This is a genomic window from Roseibium sp. RP-7 (assembly GCF_053005225.1).
This window is the reverse complement of the sequence record NZ_JBRKQA010000001.1, coordinates 2,106,669-2,123,485: the sequence shown is the minus strand read 5'-3', so window position 1 is coordinate 2,123,485 and position 16,817 is coordinate 2,106,669. Positions and strand designations below refer to the sequence as shown.

Annotated in this window: 14 protein-coding genes; 7 read left to right on the top strand and 7 right to left on the bottom strand. The window is 58.8% G+C overall.

Annotated features, from left to right (window positions below):
* Window positions 1–94: 94 nt before the first annotated feature.
* Complete coding sequence (locus ACVDG9_RS09660; protein ID WP_447237849.1) at window positions 95–1,498, top strand: mannose-1-phosphate guanylyltransferase/mannose-6-phosphate isomerase; 1,404 nt, start codon at window positions 95–97, stop codon at window positions 1,496–1,498.
* Window positions 1,499–1,616: 118 nt separating this feature from the next.
* A complete protein-coding gene (pcaF, locus tag ACVDG9_RS09655; RefSeq protein WP_447237848.1) occupies window positions 1,617–2,819 on the top strand; it encodes a 3-oxoadipyl-CoA thiolase in 1,203 nt (400 codons plus the stop codon).
* A gap of 11 nt (window positions 2,820–2,830) precedes the next feature.
* On the opposite strand, the gene ACVDG9_RS09650 is transcribed toward pcaF, so the two are convergent.
* Both ACVDG9_RS09650 and ACVDG9_RS09645 read right to left on the bottom strand, forming a co-directional pair.
* Complete coding sequence (locus ACVDG9_RS09650; RefSeq protein WP_447237847.1) at window positions 2,831–3,115, bottom strand: hypothetical protein; 285 nt, start codon at window positions 3,113–3,115, stop codon at window positions 2,831–2,833.
* A 682-nt stretch (window positions 3,116–3,797) separates the two neighbouring features.
* Window positions 3,798–4,184, bottom strand: a complete 387-nt coding sequence (locus ACVDG9_RS09645; RefSeq protein ID WP_075281543.1) for a hypothetical protein — start codon at window positions 4,182–4,184, stop codon at window positions 3,798–3,800.
* Window positions 4,185–4,491: 307 nt separating this feature from the next.
* Between ACVDG9_RS09645 and ACVDG9_RS09640 the strand changes: the two genes are divergently transcribed.
* The 4 genes from ACVDG9_RS09640 to ACVDG9_RS09625 all read left to right on the top strand — a co-directional run bounded on the left by ACVDG9_RS09640 (window position 4,492) and on the right by ACVDG9_RS09625 (window position 10,847).
* The gene (locus tag ACVDG9_RS09640) at window positions 4,492–5,049 is read left to right on the top strand and encodes a helix-turn-helix transcriptional regulator (RefSeq protein WP_023003940.1); all 558 of its coding nucleotides are present in this window, start codon (window positions 4,492–4,494) and stop codon (window positions 5,047–5,049) included.
* 27 nt (window positions 5,050–5,076) lie between these two features.
* Window positions 5,077–6,180 (top strand): efflux RND transporter periplasmic adaptor subunit, encoded by a 1,104-nt coding sequence (locus tag ACVDG9_RS09635; RefSeq protein ID WP_062489067.1) that lies wholly within the window; start codon window positions 5,077–5,079, stop codon window positions 6,178–6,180.
* Window positions 6,177–9,740, top strand: coding sequence for an efflux RND transporter permease subunit (locus tag ACVDG9_RS09630; RefSeq protein ID WP_447237846.1), 3,564 nt, complete (start codon window positions 6,177–6,179; stop codon window positions 9,738–9,740). Before ACVDG9_RS09635 ends, ACVDG9_RS09630 begins: the two co-directional genes overlap by 4 nt.
* A gap of 153 nt (window positions 9,741–9,893) precedes the next feature.
* Window positions 9,894–10,847 (top strand): helix-turn-helix domain-containing GNAT family N-acetyltransferase, encoded by a 954-nt coding sequence (locus ACVDG9_RS09625; RefSeq protein ID WP_152506959.1) that lies wholly within the window; start codon window positions 9,894–9,896, stop codon window positions 10,845–10,847.
* Window positions 10,848–10,943: 96 nt separating this feature from the next.
* Here ACVDG9_RS09625 and ACVDG9_RS09620 read toward each other — a convergent pair whose 3' ends face one another.
* The 4 genes from ACVDG9_RS09620 to ACVDG9_RS09605 form a co-directional block, all read right to left on the bottom strand.
* On the bottom strand, window positions 10,944–11,693 hold the full coding sequence (locus ACVDG9_RS09620; protein ID WP_447237845.1) for an SDR family oxidoreductase: 750 nt from the start codon (window positions 11,691–11,693) through the stop codon (window positions 10,944–10,946).
* Between the two features lie 81 nt (window positions 11,694–11,774).
* Complete coding sequence (locus ACVDG9_RS09615; RefSeq protein WP_062489071.1) at window positions 11,775–12,647, bottom strand: CDP-alcohol phosphatidyltransferase family protein; 873 nt, start codon at window positions 12,645–12,647, stop codon at window positions 11,775–11,777.
* A 7-nt stretch (window positions 12,648–12,654) separates the two neighbouring features.
* Window positions 12,655–13,425, bottom strand: coding sequence for a phosphatidylserine decarboxylase (locus ACVDG9_RS09610; protein ID WP_267479105.1), 771 nt, complete (start codon window positions 13,423–13,425; stop codon window positions 12,655–12,657).
* Between the two features lie 71 nt (window positions 13,426–13,496).
* Window positions 13,497–14,438 carry a LysR family transcriptional regulator gene (locus tag ACVDG9_RS09605; protein WP_055653605.1) on the bottom strand — a complete coding sequence of 314 codons (942 nt, stop codon included), beginning with the start codon at window positions 14,436–14,438 and terminating at the stop codon, window positions 13,497–13,499.
* A gap of 96 nt (window positions 14,439–14,534) precedes the next feature.
* Between ACVDG9_RS09605 and ACVDG9_RS09600 the strand changes: the two genes are divergently transcribed.
* On the top strand, window positions 14,535–14,726 hold the full coding sequence (locus ACVDG9_RS09600) for a hypothetical protein (protein WP_447237844.1): 192 nt from the start codon (window positions 14,535–14,537) through the stop codon (window positions 14,724–14,726).
* Between the two features lie 172 nt (window positions 14,727–14,898).
* Here the strand turns inward: ACVDG9_RS09600 and ACVDG9_RS09595 are convergent, their stop codons facing one another.
* A complete protein-coding gene (locus tag ACVDG9_RS09595) occupies window positions 14,899–16,782 on the bottom strand; it encodes an ABCB family ABC transporter ATP-binding protein/permease (protein ID WP_055656442.1) in 1,884 nt (627 codons plus the stop codon).
* Window positions 16,783–16,817: the final 35 nt, after the last annotated feature.

Genomic DNA, 16,817 nt, shown 5'->3' with positions numbered 1-16,817 from the left:
TTGCTTGCAACTTGTCCCGGTGCTGATTAACACTCAAAGCAACACCGGTGCGCCCGCAAGCGCCCGAATGTGCCAGCAGAACAGGAAGCAAAGCATGATTTTCCCTTGTATTTTGTCCGGTGGTGTCGGTTCGCGGCTGTGGCCGCTGTCACGCACCGACCGGCCAAAACAGTTTTTGCCACTTTTTGGCGGGGAAAGTCTGTTCCAGAAGACCTGCAAGCGCGTCAATCGGCCGGACTTTGCCGCTCCGATCGTGATCGGCAGCAATGCCCACCGGTTTCTGATCGGCGAGCAGCTCAATGAACTGGGGCTCGAAGCCCAGTCCATCCTGCTTGAGCCTGTCGGCCGAAATACAGCGCCCCCTGCCCTGATGGCAGCGTTGATTGCCGCTGAAACCGACCCGAACGCCCTGATCCTGCTGTTGCCCTCCGACCACCTGATCCGGAAGGAAGATCTTTTCCTGACTGCCGTCCATCAGGCGGAGACAGCCGCTCGCGCAGGCAAGATCGTGACCTTTGGCATCGAACCCAGCGAAGCCAATACCGGATACGGATACATCAAGGTTGCAAGTGGCAGCGAGCCTGTGCGGCCTGTGGAAGCCTTTGTCGAGAAGCCTGACCAGGACCGTGCCGATGCCTTCCTGAAGGATGGCAGCTATGTCTGGAATGCCGGCATCTTTCTTTATGCCGCCAATACGATGATTGATGCTTTCAAGAAGCACCAGCCGGAGCTTTACGAGAACATCGTCGCCGTCATGAAGACACGGCATGGGGATCTGGATTTTACGCGACTGAACCAGGAAGCCTTCGAAGCACTGGACAACATTTCCATCGACTACGCCATCATGGAAAAGGCGGACAACGTCGTCTGCGCGCCCGTTGCACCGGAATGGGACGACCTGGGTTCCTGGTCCGCGATCTGGACGGTCCTGGACAAGGATGCCCAGGGCAATTCCGGATTGGGCGATGCCCGCTTTCTCGATAGCAACAACTGCCTGGCCTATGCTGAACGCGGGCTCGTATCCGTTATCGGCCTTGAGGATGTCATGGTGATCGCCACAACCGACAGCGTTCTTGTTGCCCACAAGGACAAGGCGCAGGACGTCAAGACCGTTGTGGAGCAATTGAAGGCAGAAGGCAGGCATGAGGTGGACCGGCACCCGAGGTCCTACCGTCCTTGGGGCTACACCGAACGCATCAACGCCGGCGAGCGTTTTTCCGTTCAGTCGATGATGATCAAGCCGGGCAAGAGGCTCAGCCTGCAAAGCCACCTTCACCGGACGGAGCACTGGGTGGTGGTGTCCGGTACTCTCGAGATCACGATCAATGGCGAAACGCGCCTGCTCAGCGAAAACCAGTCCGCATATGTGCCGCTTGGAGCGCAGCACACGTTGCATAACCCGGGCAAGATTCCGGTGCGGATGATCGAGGTGCAGTCCGGAACCTACTTGCAGGAAGACGATATCCGGCGCCATCCGGAAACATCACAAAATCCCTGACGAGATCTATTTTCCTGTGATGCGTTCTTGCCCTGCCAGATGATTTCCGGCAAGACTTCACGTCAATTCGCGACCATGCCCCAGAGGCCAACGCCACGCGACGGAGAGGAAAACGCTCATGCATCATGTCTTCATTTGCGATTATGTCCGCACGCCCATCGGACGCTATGGCGGCATGCTGTCCTCTGTCCGCGCTGACGATCTAGGTGCGATCCCCATCAGCGCCCTCATGGAGCGCAATCCGGACACGGACTGGGCCGAGGTAGATGACGTCTTTTATGGCTGTGCCAACCAGGCCGGTGAAGACAACCGAAACATCGCGCGCATGTCGGCACTGCTGGCGGGCCTGCCGGAGACAGTTCCCGGTTTGACGCTCAACCGGCTTTGTGGTTCGGGAATGGATGCCGTGATGACTGCGGCCAGGGCGATCAAGGCCGGCGAAATAGATCTCGCCATCGCTGGCGGCGTTGAAAGCATGTCCCGCGCACCTTTTGTCATGCCAAAAGCAGACACCGCCTTTTCCCGCTCGGCCGAGATCTTCGACACGACAATCGGCTGGCGCTTCGTCAATCCGCTTCTCAAACGCCAATATGGTATCGATTCCATGCCGGAAACGGCGGAAAACGTTGCCGAACAATTCCAGATCTCGCGACAGGACCAGGATGCCTTCGCGCTGCGCAGCCAGCAGCGAGCCGCCGCCGCTCAGCAATCCGGTCGGTTCGCCGAAGAAATCGTTCCCGTGATGATCCCGCAGCGCAAGGGCGACCCTATTCTGGTGGACAAGGACGAACACCCCAGGAACACAACGCTGGAGGCCCTTTCGGCGCTCAAGACGCCGTTCCGTGAAAATGGTTCGGTGACCGCCGGCAACGCGTCCGGTGTCAACGACGGTGCTGCGGCTTTGCTGATCGCGTCGGAAGCTGCGGTGGCCAAGCACAATCTCACGCCGATCGCCCGCGTCGTCGGTGGAGCCACCGCCGGCGTTCCGCCGCGGATCATGGGCATTGGCCCCGCGCCGGCGACACGCAAGCTCTGCGCGCGCCTCGGAATCGCGCTGCCGGAGTTCGACGTGATCGAACTCAACGAAGCTTTCGCCGCACAGGGCATTGCAGTCATGCGAGACCTTGGCCTGCCCGAAGACAGTGAAATCCTCAATCCGAACGGCGGTGCGATTGCACTCGGTCATCCGTTGGGGATGTCTGGCGCCAGAATCACGGGAACAGCAGCCCTGGAACTGAAAAAACGGGATGGAAACCTGGCGCTTGCCACCATGTGCATCGGTGTCGGCCAGGGTATAGCGCTGGCTCTGGCATCAGCGTGAGGCGTTTCTGATCAGATCGACAGTTTGGCGTACCGGTCTTCACCTGTGCGCCAATACCGGCTCGGGCCAGTCCCCACCGGCACCGGCCGGTCTTTTGCCGCAGGTGTTGCTATCTGAGGAAAAGGCCCTGACTGCACCCTCTTTTCCATCGTGTCGCTGACTTCGCCCAGTTCATCCGACAGCCTTTCGAAGAGCAGGCTGGGCATGCGCAGCGTCGCGACATAGTAGGAAATCGCCTCATCTGCCGCTTTTTCCAGGTCCAGTTGACCGATCTCGCGCAGGGTATTTTCCGCCATCACATGAAGTTCGACCGCGTCTTCGACCAGTGGCTGCGCAACCTCTACCGCCTGGTCGGAATGGCTAGCAACCCAAAAGGCGGCTGACGCTGAAAGGCTAACAAAAACAAAAACGTGCAAGTTTCTCAAAAGAAATCGCATTGCAACCCCAATGAATAATTAACAAAACGTTAAACTACCATTGGTCGTACAGGGCGCGTGGAAGATCTGCAACCTGTCCTTGCAGTTCGCCCGTTTTTTTCGAACGCCATGGTTAACAGCGGTCTGCGTTGTTCGGAGACGTACCCTTCTTCGCTTCCCGATCCTGGAACGGACCACTGCGGACGTACTGACAGTCCTTCAGCTACATGATCTGGCCGCCCCCTTCCCGGCACCGGAAATGGGGCACTGTCAGATTTGCCTGTAGGTATTTGCAGGTACGTAAAATTTTACATGCGGTATTACCGGGACTTTAGATCCTGGGACTGTATAAGCGCGGCATCAAAACGGAGGACGTCATGATCGAAAGGACCGGTGAGATGAGGCTCTCATCCCTGGGATTGCTGCTACTTTTAGCAGCTGCGGCCATGACCTTGTTCGCTGATTTGGGGCCACAGCCCTCGACTTCCGCCAAGGCCAAGTCAGTTTACCAGCAACTCGCTCATTGACCGTTTACGCAAGGTGCCGAACTGACCGAGAAGGTTCACCGGCGCAGATCGTGCCCGCGATTTGCTCTGGCTGGAACCGGCACCGGTTTCATTTGCCCGGTGAAAGATATCGGCAGTCTGCGCCTTGCGGCCCCACCTCCGCCTTTTCCGCTTCGGCCGGTTTCACCCAACAGCATGATGGCTGAGCCCATGACCACGGACCCGAGGGTGATGAACAGGCCGAATGCCAGCATGATGACCGGCAGCACCGGGTCCTCTGCCGACATGACAAGCACTCTCAGATTACCGATATTGCCGAGGAAAATGCCGCCGAGCACGAGGCCGGCAATTGCCGTTCCCGCCAGGCCGTTGACTGCAAGCAGACGAAACAAGGGATCTCTCGGAAGCTTCAAGCGAACCGGCCCCTTCATCGACAATGCCATGGCGCGCACTCCTCGCTCTGCGATTGCTGTTGCGATGCATGATCAGCCTAGCGCCGATCGATACCTGCCAACAACCTGTCAAATAGACCGATTAAGATCATTTTGAAGATCAGCTCATAGTTTATTCATCTTCGACGCAAGATTTGTGCAGCGCACTCTTGATTACAAATGCGTGAGCATATATTTGTTCGATATATCGAACCAACATATGACACTTCTAACGATGCCTATAGCGTCATCCGGATCGCAACCGGGCTCGTATGAAGGCCGTCATGCCGGGAGGACGCTCCCAGGCACGGAGTTGTCAATGAGTGTACGCAGTCTCTGCCTCGCAATCCTTTCTTTCGGGGATGCCACCGGATACGAAATCCGGAAGGAGTCGACCGAAGGCCGGTTCAGCTATTTCGATGATGCGAGCTTCGGCTCGATCTATCCGGCGCTGGCGCGTCTGGAATCGGAAGGGCTGGTAACCGTGCGCGAGGAGCCGCAGGCAGGCAAACCTGCCCGCAAGGTCTATTCCATCACCGATGCCGGCCGGGAAGACTTCATCCAGTCACTGTGTGATCCACAGGCGCCGGACACTTTCAAATCACCCTTTTTGCTGATCGCCCTCAACGCCGCGCAACTGCCTCCCGAGGTGATCCGCCGCGCGGTCGAACGGCGCAAGGCGCAGGTGCACGCTGAGTTGCGCCTGCTGACAGACAACGAAAAAGACCAGGAATGTTCGCACCCCGGGTCCAACTGGACCCGTGAATACGGCATTGCCTGCATGAATTTCACCCTCGCCTATCTGGAAGAACATGGCGAGGCACTGATCAGGATTGCTGAAGAAGCGGCGCAGCCGGTTGCGGCAGCCGCAGAGTAAGCGCAAGACGTTTCGGAGCTTTAGACAATGCGAGTGAAGTTTTCCTACCTCCTGGCGACCGGCATCGCGGCCGGTATCGGTTTCTGGATGTATAGCGGCACGATGGTGATCGGTGGTGTCGGCGACAGCGAACATGCCACCCCGCCCCCGGCGCTCAGGGTCAGCCAGGCGTCCACGGAGACCTTCCGTGTTCAGGTGGAACGTCTTGTGGCGCAAGACCGTCGAGCCGTTCTGGAAGTGCGCGGGCGCACCGAAGCCGAAGCCACGGTGGCTGTCAGATCCAAGACAACCGATGATGTGGTGGAGCGCCCGGCGCAGGAAGGCGCGCATGTCGCCGCCGGCGATGTGCTTTGTGTTCTCGACAAGGGATCGCGGCAGTCACGCATTCTGGAAGCCAAGGCTGCCCTGGCTCAGGCGCAACTGGACCATGAGGCAGCAACTCAGTTGAACAGCAAGGGCTTTACCGCTCAAACCCGTGTGGCTGCCCTGCAGGCCCAGCTCGATGCTGCAAAGGCACGCCTGATTGAGGCCGAGCAGGAGCTGGAACACACAGTTATCCGCTCGCCGATTGCCGGCGTCATCCAGAGCCCCATGGCTGAAATCGGCGCACAGCTTGAACAAGGCGGCATCTGCGCGACGGTGGTTGATGCGGATCCGATGATTGCCATCGGCGAAGTGTCGGAACTGAATATTTCCGAGATCTCGCTGGACATGCCGGCAACGGTCACGCTCGTGACGGGTGAATCGCTCAGCGGCAAGGTGCGTTACATCTCGCCGACGGCAAATCCGGACACGAAAACCTTCCGTATCGAGATCGAGCTTCCCAATCCCGACGGCAAGGCCAGGGACGGCGTGACGGCAGTCACCAAGCTGGAGCTGGCTGCGGAGAAAGCACATAAGATTTCGCCAGCAATTCTGACGTTGAACGACGCCGGCCAGGTCGGCATTCGTGCAGTCGATGAAAACAACAAGACTGTCTTCTACCCCGTCAAGGTGCTGGGTGGAGAACAGGACGGAATGTGGATCGGCGGTCTTCCCGACGAAGTCGTCGCCATCACCGTGGGGCAGGAATACGTCTCGGATGGAGAACTCGTGCAACCGGTCTTTGAGACGGCAGAGGTGAGTCAATGATAGACATGCTTGAAGGCGTCCTTCGGCGCCCCAAGACGGTATTCGTGATGATGCTGGCGCTGATCGTTGCCGGTGTCGCCACCTATATCTCGATCCCGAAAGAAGCCAGCCCGGACATCGATCTGCCGATCTTCTACATTTCGATCACCCAGCAGGGCATTTCTCCGGAAGACTCCGAGCGCCTGCTCGTGCGACCGATGGAAACGGAATTGCGCGGCCTTGACGGGTTGAAGGAAATCACCGCGATCGCATCGGAAAGTCATGCCGGCATCGTGCTGGAGTTCGACATCTCGTTCAACAAGGACGAGGCGCTGGCGGACGTGCGCGACAAGGTCGACCAGGCCAAGAGCAAGCTGCCGGACGAGGCTGAAGAGCCGACGATCACGGAAATGAACTTCGCACTTGCGCCGACCATGATCATCGCCTTGTCGGGCAACGTGCCGGAGCGCACGCTCTACAAGCACGCCCGGCGTCTCAAGGACGAGATCGAGGCTATCGACACCGTCCGGTCGGCGGATCTGACCGGGCACCGCGAAGAGCTGCTGGAAGTCCTGATCGACACCCAGAAACTGGAATCCTACTCGATCACCCAGCAGGAGCTCCTGAACTCGCTGCAGCTCAACAACCAGCTTGTTCCTGCGGGCTTTATCGACGGCGGCAAGGGTCGCTTCAACGTGAAGGTACCTGGTCTCGTAGAGACCGCAGAGGATGTCTACACACTTCCGCTGAAACAGAGCGGTGAAGGTGTGGTGACCCTTGCAGATGTCGCCGAGATCCGGCGCACCTTCAAGGATCCCAACGCCTACACACGCGTCAACGGCAACCGGGCAATTGCTCTTCAGGTCGTCAAGCGTATCGGCACCAACATCATCGAGAACAACGCGGCAGTCCGTGAAGTTGTCGAACATGCCTCCAAGGACTGGCCGGAAACCGTTCGTGTCGACATGATGCTCGACCAGTCCAACAACATCTTCGAAGTGCTTGGCTCGCTGCAATCGTCGATCCTGACGGCGATCTTCCTGGTGATGATCCTGGTTCTGGCGGCGCTTGGCATGCGCTCCGCACTGCTCGTGGGTCTGGCGATCCCGACCTCCTTCATGGTCGGCTTCCTGATCCTTGGCGGCGTCGGCTACACGGTCAACAACATGGTCATGTTCGGCCTCGTTCTGACCGTTGGCCTGCTGGTCGACGGTGCCATCGTGATGACCGAATATGCCGACCGCAAGATCCAGGAAGGCATGGAAGACCGCGAGGCCTATATCCGCGCTGCGAAGCTGATGTTCTGGCCGATCGTCTCTTCGACGGCCACCACACTGGTAGCGTTCCTGCCCATGCTGCTGTGGCCGGGTGTTGCCGGCGAGTTCATGAGCTACCTGCCGATCATGGTGATCATCGTCCTGACCGCCTCGCTGTTCACCGCCATGGTGTTCCTGCCGGTGACAGGGGGCATCCTGGCCCAGGTCTCGCATTTCCTGAACAGGTATGCCGCTGGACTTCTGGCACTGACATTTGGCGTTCTGGCCGCCGTCATTGTCGGATTCGGCCCCTTCGTACCGATGGCTCTCGAAGGCGTCGTGCCAGTGGTGGCTGCAACTGGCATCGCCATCCTGTGCGGCTTGGTGGCCCTCGTCCTTGTCGGCTTTGTTTCCTACAAGCTGCTGCGTCCGTTTGTGCGCTGGTCTCAGGCACGAGCTGCCAAGAGAGCCGAAAAGGAACGTGCGGAAGCTGCCGCCCTTTCCGGCTCTGAAGCGTTCGACGTCAAGAAAGTAAGCGGGTTCACCGGCATCTATGTTCGCATCCTGAAGATGTTTGCAGGCAACCCGATCGGCAACATCGCCGCCATCGTGCTGCTGATCGGCAGTTGCTTTGCGATCGTCGGCGCGTTCATGGCGAACCCGACCGGTGTTCAGTTCTTCATCGATGAAGAACCGGAACAAGCGGTGGTTCTTGTTTCCGGCCGTGGCAACATGTCTGCCTCGGAAGCGCGCGATCTCGTTGTGCAGGTTGAAGACAGGATCATGTCCATTCCGGGCGTCGACAATGTCATCACCAACGCGTTCACACCCGGCGGTTCGTCCGGCGGCCCCTCCGTCGGCGACGTCCAGGACAAGCCTGCCGACGTGATGGGCGAGATCAATATCGAGCTTGCAGACTTCTGCTGCCGCCGGGTGGCGAAGGAGATCTTCGCCGACATCCGTAATGCGACCAGTGACATCCCCGGCATCAAGGTGGAGACCCGCAAGATCGAAGGCGGTCCGCCAACGGGCAAGGACGTTCAGCTGGAGATCAAGTCCACCGATTACAACGACATGGTTGCTGCTGTCGCCCGCATTCGCGAGCACATCAACGGCATGGATACGCTGATGAACCAGGAGGACGACCGTCCCCTGCCCGGCATCGAATGGCAGATCTCCATCGATCGGGAACAGGCCGGCCGCTACCAGGCAAGCATCGCTTCCGTTGGCAACATGGTCCAGTTGGTCACCAACGGTGTTCTGATCGGTACCTATCGTCCCGGAGACAGCGAGGACGAGGTGGACATTCGCGTGCGCCTGCCGGAGAACGAGCGGACCATCGACCGGTTCGACCAGCTGCGGCTGCAGACCTCGCTTGGACTCGTGCCGCTGGCAAACTTCGTCAGCCGCGAGCCGGCCCAGAAGGTGTCGGAAATCGTGCGTCGTGACGGGCTCTATTCCATGTTCGTAAAGGCGGCGGTCAATCCGGAAAGCGGTTCCACGCCGACAGAACAGGTTGCAGCTCTTCAGAAGTGGCTGGATACGCAGGAATGGCCTGCCAACGTGTTTCTGAAATTCCGCGGTGCAGATGAGGACCAGCAGGAGTCTGGCGAGTTCCTGATGAAGGCGATGGTGGCATCGCTGTTCCTGATGTTCCTGATCCTGCTGACCCAGTTCAACTCGTTCTACCAGACGATCCTGACGCTCTCGACGGTGGTTCTGTCAGTGTTCGGGGTGCTGCTCGGAATGCTCGTCACCAATCAGCCGTTCTCGATCATCATGACCGGGACCGGGGTGGTGGCGCTTGCCGGGATTGTGGTCAACAATGCCATCGTTCTGATCGATACCTACAACAGGTTCCTTCATGACGGCCTTCCCCCGCTGGACGCGATCCTGAAAACATCCGCTCAGCGTATCCGGCCGATCCTGTTGACCACCATCACGACCATCGCCGGCCTGGTGCCCATGGCCACCATGATCAACTTCGATTTCTTCAATCAGGTGATCACCTATGGCGGCATCACGGCGGTCTGGTGGGTGCAGCTGGCAACGGCGGTCATATCCGGACTTGCTTTCTCCACCTTGCTGACGCTGCTGATGATCCCGGTCATGATTGCGCTGCCGAGTGTATGGTCAAGCACCTTCTGGAAGGTGGTGTCCACCGTACGGCGCAAGCCAGGCACTGCCACCGAAGAGGTAACTCCGGAACCTGTGGCTCTTGGCGATCAGCCCGAACAGCGCCCGGCTGCAAAGGTGGTTTCCATGCCGAAGCCGTCGCAACCGAAAATCCCCCCGCAGGAGGAACTGCCGCACGCGGCAGAGTGATCCTAAGCACCTCCAAGCAGAAAGGCCGCCGGTTTCCGGCGGCCTTTTTGTTTGCAACATGCAGCGTGTCTTCACCCGAATTCCAACCACTGCCCCTTGAATTGCGGCCCATCAATCAATATAGTTGCAATATACAACTACATAGGCTTTTGCATGTCCCAGCATTCCCCCTCCCTCGTCAACGATATCCGTGCAGCGTCCCGCCAACTGGTTCGGGAATTCGGCTTTCTGGACAAGACCATCGCCGGTACGGATCTGTCCGGTTCAGGTGTCCATGCAATGATGGAAATCGGTTTGAACCCTGGCATTACGGCCAAGGAAATCTCGACGAGACTGAAGCTCGAGAAATCCACCATCAGCCGTTTGTTGAAGTCACTCGAGGCCCGCGGGGAAATCACGCAAACCCGGTCTGACAGCGATGGCCGATCATTCGGACTGACTTTGACCGAAACCGGTAAGGCCACCTTTGCGAAGATCGACAACTTTGGCGATGCCCTTGCCCGAAGGGCGCTCAACCGGATCAACGGGGACAAGGCACAAGAGATTTGCGATGCCATGTCCGCCTATGCGGAAGCGCTCGCCATGCCGCAGGAAACGCCGGCAGATTACCAGCCACAATTCACGGTCGCTGAAGGTTATCAAACCGGAATGATCGGCGACATTGCCGGAATGCATGCCCGCACTCACGGCCACATCGTCGGTATGGGGCCAACCTTTGAAAGTGTGGTCTCAAACGCCATGGCCGAATTCATGCCGCGCATCGGCAAACCGATGAACAACAGCTGGAGCGTGCTCGAAAACGGAGCCGTTATCGGATCGATCACCATCGATGGCGAAGACCTTGGCAACAACATCGCACATTTGCGCTGGTTCATTCTGTCCGAACGCCTGCGGGGCAAAGGACTGGGAAAAGTGCTGCTCCAGAAAGCCCTGGAACACTCGGATGCGCTTGGGTTCGATGAAATCCACCTTTGGACGCTCAAGGGGCTTGAAGCCGCACGCGTGCTCTACGAAAGAAACGGGTTCACCCTTGCGGAGGAATATGTCGGCGATCAGTGGGGCAAGGCCGTCACGGAACAGAAATTCATAAGAATTCGCCCGAAATAAATTGGTAGCCCCGCAGCCCCCTATCACCGGGCCATATCAGCCTTTCAGCCCAAAAGGAACGGTTCGGGTCTTCGCCAGAACCGTTCCTGTACTGGCTCATCCCTTGGAGATGGAGTTCCCGCCATCACAGAGCATGGCGGAACCGGTAACGAAAGAACTGGCGTCAGACAGCAGAAACGCAGCCGCCTTGGCGATCTCTTCGGGTTCGGCCATCCGCTTCAACGCGTGGAGGCCGGCGATATACTCGCGGAATGCCGGGTCATCGCCCCCCATCTCGGTCTTCGTGCCACCAGGAAGAAGCGCATTGACCCGGATGTTTTCTGGTCCGTGTTCCACGGCCAGAACCTGTGTCAGGCCGATAAGCCCCGCCTTCGCAGCCGCATAGGCGGCCATGCCCGGAAAACCGATGGTATGGCCAACGAACGACGAGGTGAACACAATCGACCCGCCTCCCCGTTCGCGCATGGCCGGGATCTGGTATTTGGCCGCGAGAAAGGCGCTGTTGAGATTGGTGGCGACAACATGGTTCCAGGTTTCCATGCTCATGTCCGGCACCGGCCCCATCTCTCCAAGGGTGCCTGCATTATTGAAGGCACCATCGAGGCCACCAAAGGCGTCGAGGGTCGCTTTCACGGAAGCTTCGGAAAATGTGGTATCGCAGACGTCGCCAACGAACAGTGCGATCCGGTTGGATGCATGGGGCAATGACGACCGCAGCTCTTTTAGTCGGTCTTCCCGTCGGGCAGCCAGCATCAGGTTCGCACCGGTGTCAGCCAGAAGACGCGCGGCAGCCGCTCCGATGCCACTGCTGGCACCGGTGATCAGAATTGTCTTTCCATCAAGCATGAGAAGGCTCCTCATTTGTCGAGGAGGCCTAATTGAACCAGAAAATCGCCTGCTGAAACCCGATTTGCGATCAGGTGTGCGTCAGCCGCCGTGGTCCTTGTCCCTGTCCGCGATATTGTCGAGATCGGTATCGCATTCGTCACCGTCGTCATCGAGGCCCAGCGAGGCGTCTGCGAGCACCAGCTTCCTGTGCGCACGCCAGGACAACGGAATGGTCAGCAGGTAAAGGACCGCTCCTCCCGCCAACATCCGGAAAGGATAGGAAACAGTCAGCGCCACCACCAGAACCGCAACCAGGAACAACGGCAATACAAAGTCGCGGCGCACCCTCGTGCCCAGCGTCTTGCCGGAATAGGTCGGCAAACGGCTGATCAGCAGGAAAGCAACTCCGATCGTATAGGCTGCAACAAAAGCTGAATCTGCGAACCAGTGCGGAAACAGGCCGAGAAAATCGAGATAAAGCGGCAGGAGCACGGTCAGTGCTCCGGCCGGTGCAGGCACGCCTGTGAAGAAACGTGACGCCCAGGCAGGCTTGTTCGGATCGTCCAGGGCCACATTGAAACGCGCCAGACGGAGTGCGGCCGAAATCGCGAAGATAAGGCCTGCGATCCACCCCATGTTGCCTGCATCCTTGAGGATCCAGAGATAGAGCATCAAGGCCGGCGTGACGCCGAAATTGACGAAATCCGAGAGGGAATCCAGTTCCGCACCGAAACGCGACGTTCCCTTCATCATGCGGGCGACACGGCCATCGAGCCCGTCCAGCACGGCTGCCACGAGAACGGCACCGACCGCGAATTCCCAGCGGCCCTCGAAGGCCATGCGCACAGCCGTCAGACCGGAGCACAGCGCCAGCAACGTCACCATGTTCGGAATGATCAGGCGCAAGGGTACGCGCCGGAAGCGCGGTGTTCTGCGGGTGTCGGCCGGTCCTTGATCGGGCGTCTCGTTCACGGTGGCCTCAGCTTACACGGGTCAGGGACTGAGCCGGGCTTTGCGGTGCCGACAGATCGGCCAGCACGGTCTCGCCGGCAATCATGGTCTGGCCGAGGGCAACCTTTGGCTGGGTTCCGACCGGAAAATAGACATCAAGACGCGACCCGAAACGGATCAGACCAAAGCGCTCGCCGGCAGAGAGATTTTCACCTTCACGAACGAAGCAGACAATACGGCGAGCAACAAGACCGGCGATCTGCACGACACCGATCCGACCGTTGCCGGTATCGATGACCAGTCCGTTGCGCTCGTTGTCTTCACTGGCCTTGTCCAGTTCCGCGTTCAGAAACTTGCCGGCACGGTAGGCGACGCGCTCAATGCGCCCGCCGACAGGTGCCCGGTTCACATGGCAGTTGAACACGTTCATGAAGATGGAGACCCGCATCAGCGGTTCAGAGCCGAGTTCCAGCTCAGCGGGCGGGCGTGCCAGGCCAACAAGGCTGACGACACCATCTGCCGGAGAAATCACCAGCCCTTCGCCGACAGGCGTCACACGCTTGGGATCGCGGAAGAAATAACAGACCCACCCTGTGAGGAAGAGGCCGATCCAGAACAGCGGATCGATGAACCAGCCGATAACGAGGGTCGCCACCAGAGCAATCGCGATGAAGGGCCAGCCTTCACGATGGATCGGCACCATGGCCTTGGAGACGGAATCGACTATCGACATCTTCTTTTCTTCGCTTTCCATTGCTGCCCGGCGGCAGGCGTATTCCCGGCCCGGGACTGAACGCACCCGTTGCGCTTTAGCTTCTGCCCCGCTTCTAGTGGCTTTTCAAGGCAAAGAGAACCTGCTTTTCATGAAAATCACACGGTTTGCGACCCACTTGAGCCAGTGGAAGCCGTCCGATAGTCGCTCTCCCAGTAGGGCGGTCGACCGTACTTTGAAATCAGGAAATCGACAAAGGCGGTCACCTTGGGCGGAACGAACTGGCTTGGCGGATAAACGGCCCAGATCGCCCCGGTGCGGGCAATCGTATAGTCTTCCATGACGGCGACCAGACGCCCGTCGCGAAGGTCTTCCCAGACATGTGCCAGTGACTTCAGGCTGAGGCCAAGGCCGTGAAGCGCGGCGTCGTAAGTCAGGTCGCCGCTATCACCCTTGATGACCGGCTTCTGGATTTCGAAGGCGACCTCCCCCTCCGGCCCATTGAAATACCAGAACGGCATGGAGGCCATGGCGATGCAGTCGTGGTTGGCAAGGTCTTCCGGTGTGTGCGGCACGCCCTTGCGAGCCAGGTAGGCCGGTGATGCACACAGGGCCCTTGGATTGCCGCCCAGCTTGCGGGACAGCAGAGAGGAATCGGTCAGTGGCGCTCCCCTCACCGCCATGTCATAGCCTTCCTCGATCACGTCCACGATCCTGTCGGAAAAGTCCATTTCCAGCCTGATATCCGGGTAGAGTTCGCGGAACTCCACCAGATACGGCAGAATGTGCTTTCTTCCGAAGAATGTGTTGCAGGAAAACCGAAGCGAGCCGCGCGGCGCTTCTGTGGAGGCTTCCAGGATCGAGCGGGCCTGTTCGATCTCACCAACTGCGGTGCGCGCGTGTTGCAGCAAAACACGCCCGGCTTCTGTCAACATCGTGCGTCTGGTGGTGCGGGCAAAAAGCTGGGAACCGAAGGACTTCTCAAGGCCGGTCAACCGCGTGCTGGCAGCTGAAGGCGACAAGCCGATTTCCCGGCCGGCAGCAGCCATGCTGCCCAGTTCCGCGATGCGGACAAAAAACTGCAGGTCTTCCAGCCTCATTGTTCCAATCTTTCGAAGAATTAATTCTACACTAGCCTCATTCTTCGAAGGAACGCAATATGAGACAAATGCTCATCCCAAGCGATGGAGAGCATTATGACACATACAGGAGACGACTACGAAGCCCGCGCCCGCGCTGCCCGCCACCAGGAACTGCGCCGCCTTGCCAAGGCACTTTCAAGACTGTTGTTCAAAAGGGGTGAAGCTGCCCAAAACACCAATCTGCCGACAACAGGCCAAGTGGCCTGCGACAATGATCAGGCACCGCAAACAATTCGTGCGGCCTGACCTCCGGCAAGTTTCTGACTTCTTGTCATCCAGGAAGACCAGTGGTGGAGATCCGGGATAAATGAGCCCAGATCTCTCATGCAAGGGTCAGCGTCATACCTGGAACAGGAGCATCCCCTCTCCCGGCCAGGGCTTGGCCAGGCCGGATGACCAGTAATAGCTGTCGCCAGACCTATTTCGCCGGTACGTAATCAGCCCTCTGACCACGTGTGACGATACCAAGATCGTCATTTTCCCGCGCGGCACGCAGCCGTTCCTCGGCCTCGTCCGCTTCGCGCTGGCGAGCCCACATTGAGGCGTAAAGACCGTCTCTGGCCAGAAGCTCCTGATGGGTGCCGCGCTCGGCAATCTCGCCACCTTCCAGAACGATGATCTGGTCCGCGTTGACCACGGTCGACAGGCGGTGGGCAATCACCAGCGTTGTCCGATCCTGCGAAACCTCATCCAGCGCCGACTGGATCTCGCGTTCGGTATGTGTATCAAGCGCCGATGTCGCCTCATCGAGGATGAGGATCGGCGGAGATTTCAGGATGGTGCGTGCAATCGCAACACGCTGCTTTTCACCGCCCGACAGTTTCAATCCGCGCTCGCCGACTTCCGCGTCATAGCCCTGAGGTAGCCTTTCGATGAAGTCGTGGATCTGCGCCATGCGCGCAGCCTCCCGCACTTCCTCGTCGCTGGCGTCCGGTCGGCCATAGCGGATGTTGTAGGCAATGGTATCGTTGAAGAGCACCGTATCCTGCGGAACCATGCCGATGGCCTGACGCACGCTTTCCTGCGTCACGTTTCGGACATCCTGGCCATCGATCTCGACTGAACCGTCGGTGACGTCGTAAAACCGGAACAGGAGACGGGAGATCGTCGATTTGCCCGCACCGGAGGGACCGACGATGGCGACGGTCTTGCCTGCTGGAACCTCAAAGTCGATCCCCTTGAGGATCGGCCGGTCGGGATCGTAGTGAAAGCGGACGTCCTTGAACGCAATCTTTCCCTCAACAGCCTTCAACGGGCTGGCGTCGGGCTTGTCCTCGATTTCGGCGGGAACCATCAGCAGGTCGAACATGGACTCGATATCCGCAAGACCCTGACGGATTTCGCGGTAGAGGAAGCCGATGAAGTTGAGCGGAATGGAAATCTGCATCAGCAGCGCGTTGATCAGGACAAAGTCGCCGATGTTCTGCTCGCCCGCCAGAACAGCCTGTGCAGACAGCCCCATGCAGGCCGCCATGCCAATGCCGAGGATAACCGCCTGACCGAAGTTGAGCCAGGAAAGGGACGTCCAGGTTTTCGTCGCGGCGCTCTCATATTTCGCCATGGAGACATCGAAGCGCGCAGCTTCCATGTTTTCGTTGCCGAAGTACTTGACCGTTTCGAAGTTGAGCAGACTGTCGATGGCCTTGGAGTTGGCATCCGTGTCGCTGTCGTTCATTTCGCGGCGAATGCCGATCCGCCAGTTCGAGGTTTTGATGGTGAACCAGACATAGGCAACGATCATCACCGCGACGATGACAACATAAAGGAAACCGAACTGGTACCAGATCACGGCTGCCATGATGGCAAATTCCAGAACCGTCGGAATGCCGTTCAAGATGGTGAAGCGGACAATCGCCTCTATGCCCTTCACCCCGCGCTCAATCACACGGCTGAGCCCACCCGTCCGCCGGGCAAGGTGGAAACGCAGGGAAAGCTGGTGCAGGTGGCGGAATGTCAGGATTGCGAGCTGGCGTACAGCATGCTGGCCGACCCGGGCAAACAGCGCATCACGCAGTTGGTTGAAAGCCACTGCCAATACGCGGGCTGCATTATAGGCAAGCACCAGCATGACCGGAGCTACCAGGAAAGCAGGCAGGTTGGAGCCTTCACCCGTCAGTGCATCCGTCGCCCAGGCGAAAAAATACGGCGACAGGACCGTCACGATCTTGGCAATGATCAGTGCGAAAATGGCCAGAAGCACGCGCTGCTTGAGATCCGGCCGATTAGACGGCCAGATGTAGGGCCACAGGTTGGCCAGCGTCGTGAAGGTGCTGCCTTCGTCTGCGTTGACAGGCTTGCGGATGTGCGCTTGAGCGGAATGGCTGCCGGCAGCCGCAG

Coding starts and splice junctions, on each gene's coding strand:
- ACVDG9_RS09660 (WP_447237849.1), top strand. CDS start 95: ATGATTTTCCCTTGTATTTTGTCCGGTGGTGTCGGTTCGCGGCTGTGG.
- pcaF (WP_447237848.1), top strand. CDS start 1,617: ATGCATCATGTCTTCATTTGCGATTATGTCCGCACGCCCATCGGACGC.
- ACVDG9_RS09650 (WP_447237847.1), bottom strand. CDS start 3,115: ATGGCGGAAAATACCCTGCGCGAGATCGGTCAACTGGACCTGGAAAAA.
- ACVDG9_RS09645 (WP_075281543.1), bottom strand. CDS start 4,184: ATGGCATTGTCGATGAAGGGGCCGGTTCGCTTGAAGCTTCCGAGAGAT.
- ACVDG9_RS09640 (WP_023003940.1), top strand. CDS start 4,492: ATGAGTGTACGCAGTCTCTGCCTCGCAATCCTTTCTTTCGGGGATGCC.
- ACVDG9_RS09635 (WP_062489067.1), top strand. CDS start 5,077: ATGCGAGTGAAGTTTTCCTACCTCCTGGCGACCGGCATCGCGGCCGGT.
- ACVDG9_RS09630 (WP_447237846.1), top strand. CDS start 6,177: ATGATAGACATGCTTGAAGGCGTCCTTCGGCGCCCCAAGACGGTATTC.
- ACVDG9_RS09625 (WP_152506959.1), top strand. CDS start 9,894: ATGTCCCAGCATTCCCCCTCCCTCGTCAACGATATCCGTGCAGCGTCC.
- ACVDG9_RS09620 (WP_447237845.1), bottom strand. CDS start 11,693: ATGCTTGATGGAAAGACAATTCTGATCACCGGTGCCAGCAGTGGCATC.
- ACVDG9_RS09605 (WP_055653605.1), bottom strand. CDS start 14,438: ATGAGGCTGGAAGACCTGCAGTTTTTTGTCCGCATCGCGGAACTGGGC.
- ACVDG9_RS09600 (WP_447237844.1), top strand. CDS start 14,535: ATGACACATACAGGAGACGACTACGAAGCCCGCGCCCGCGCTGCCCGC.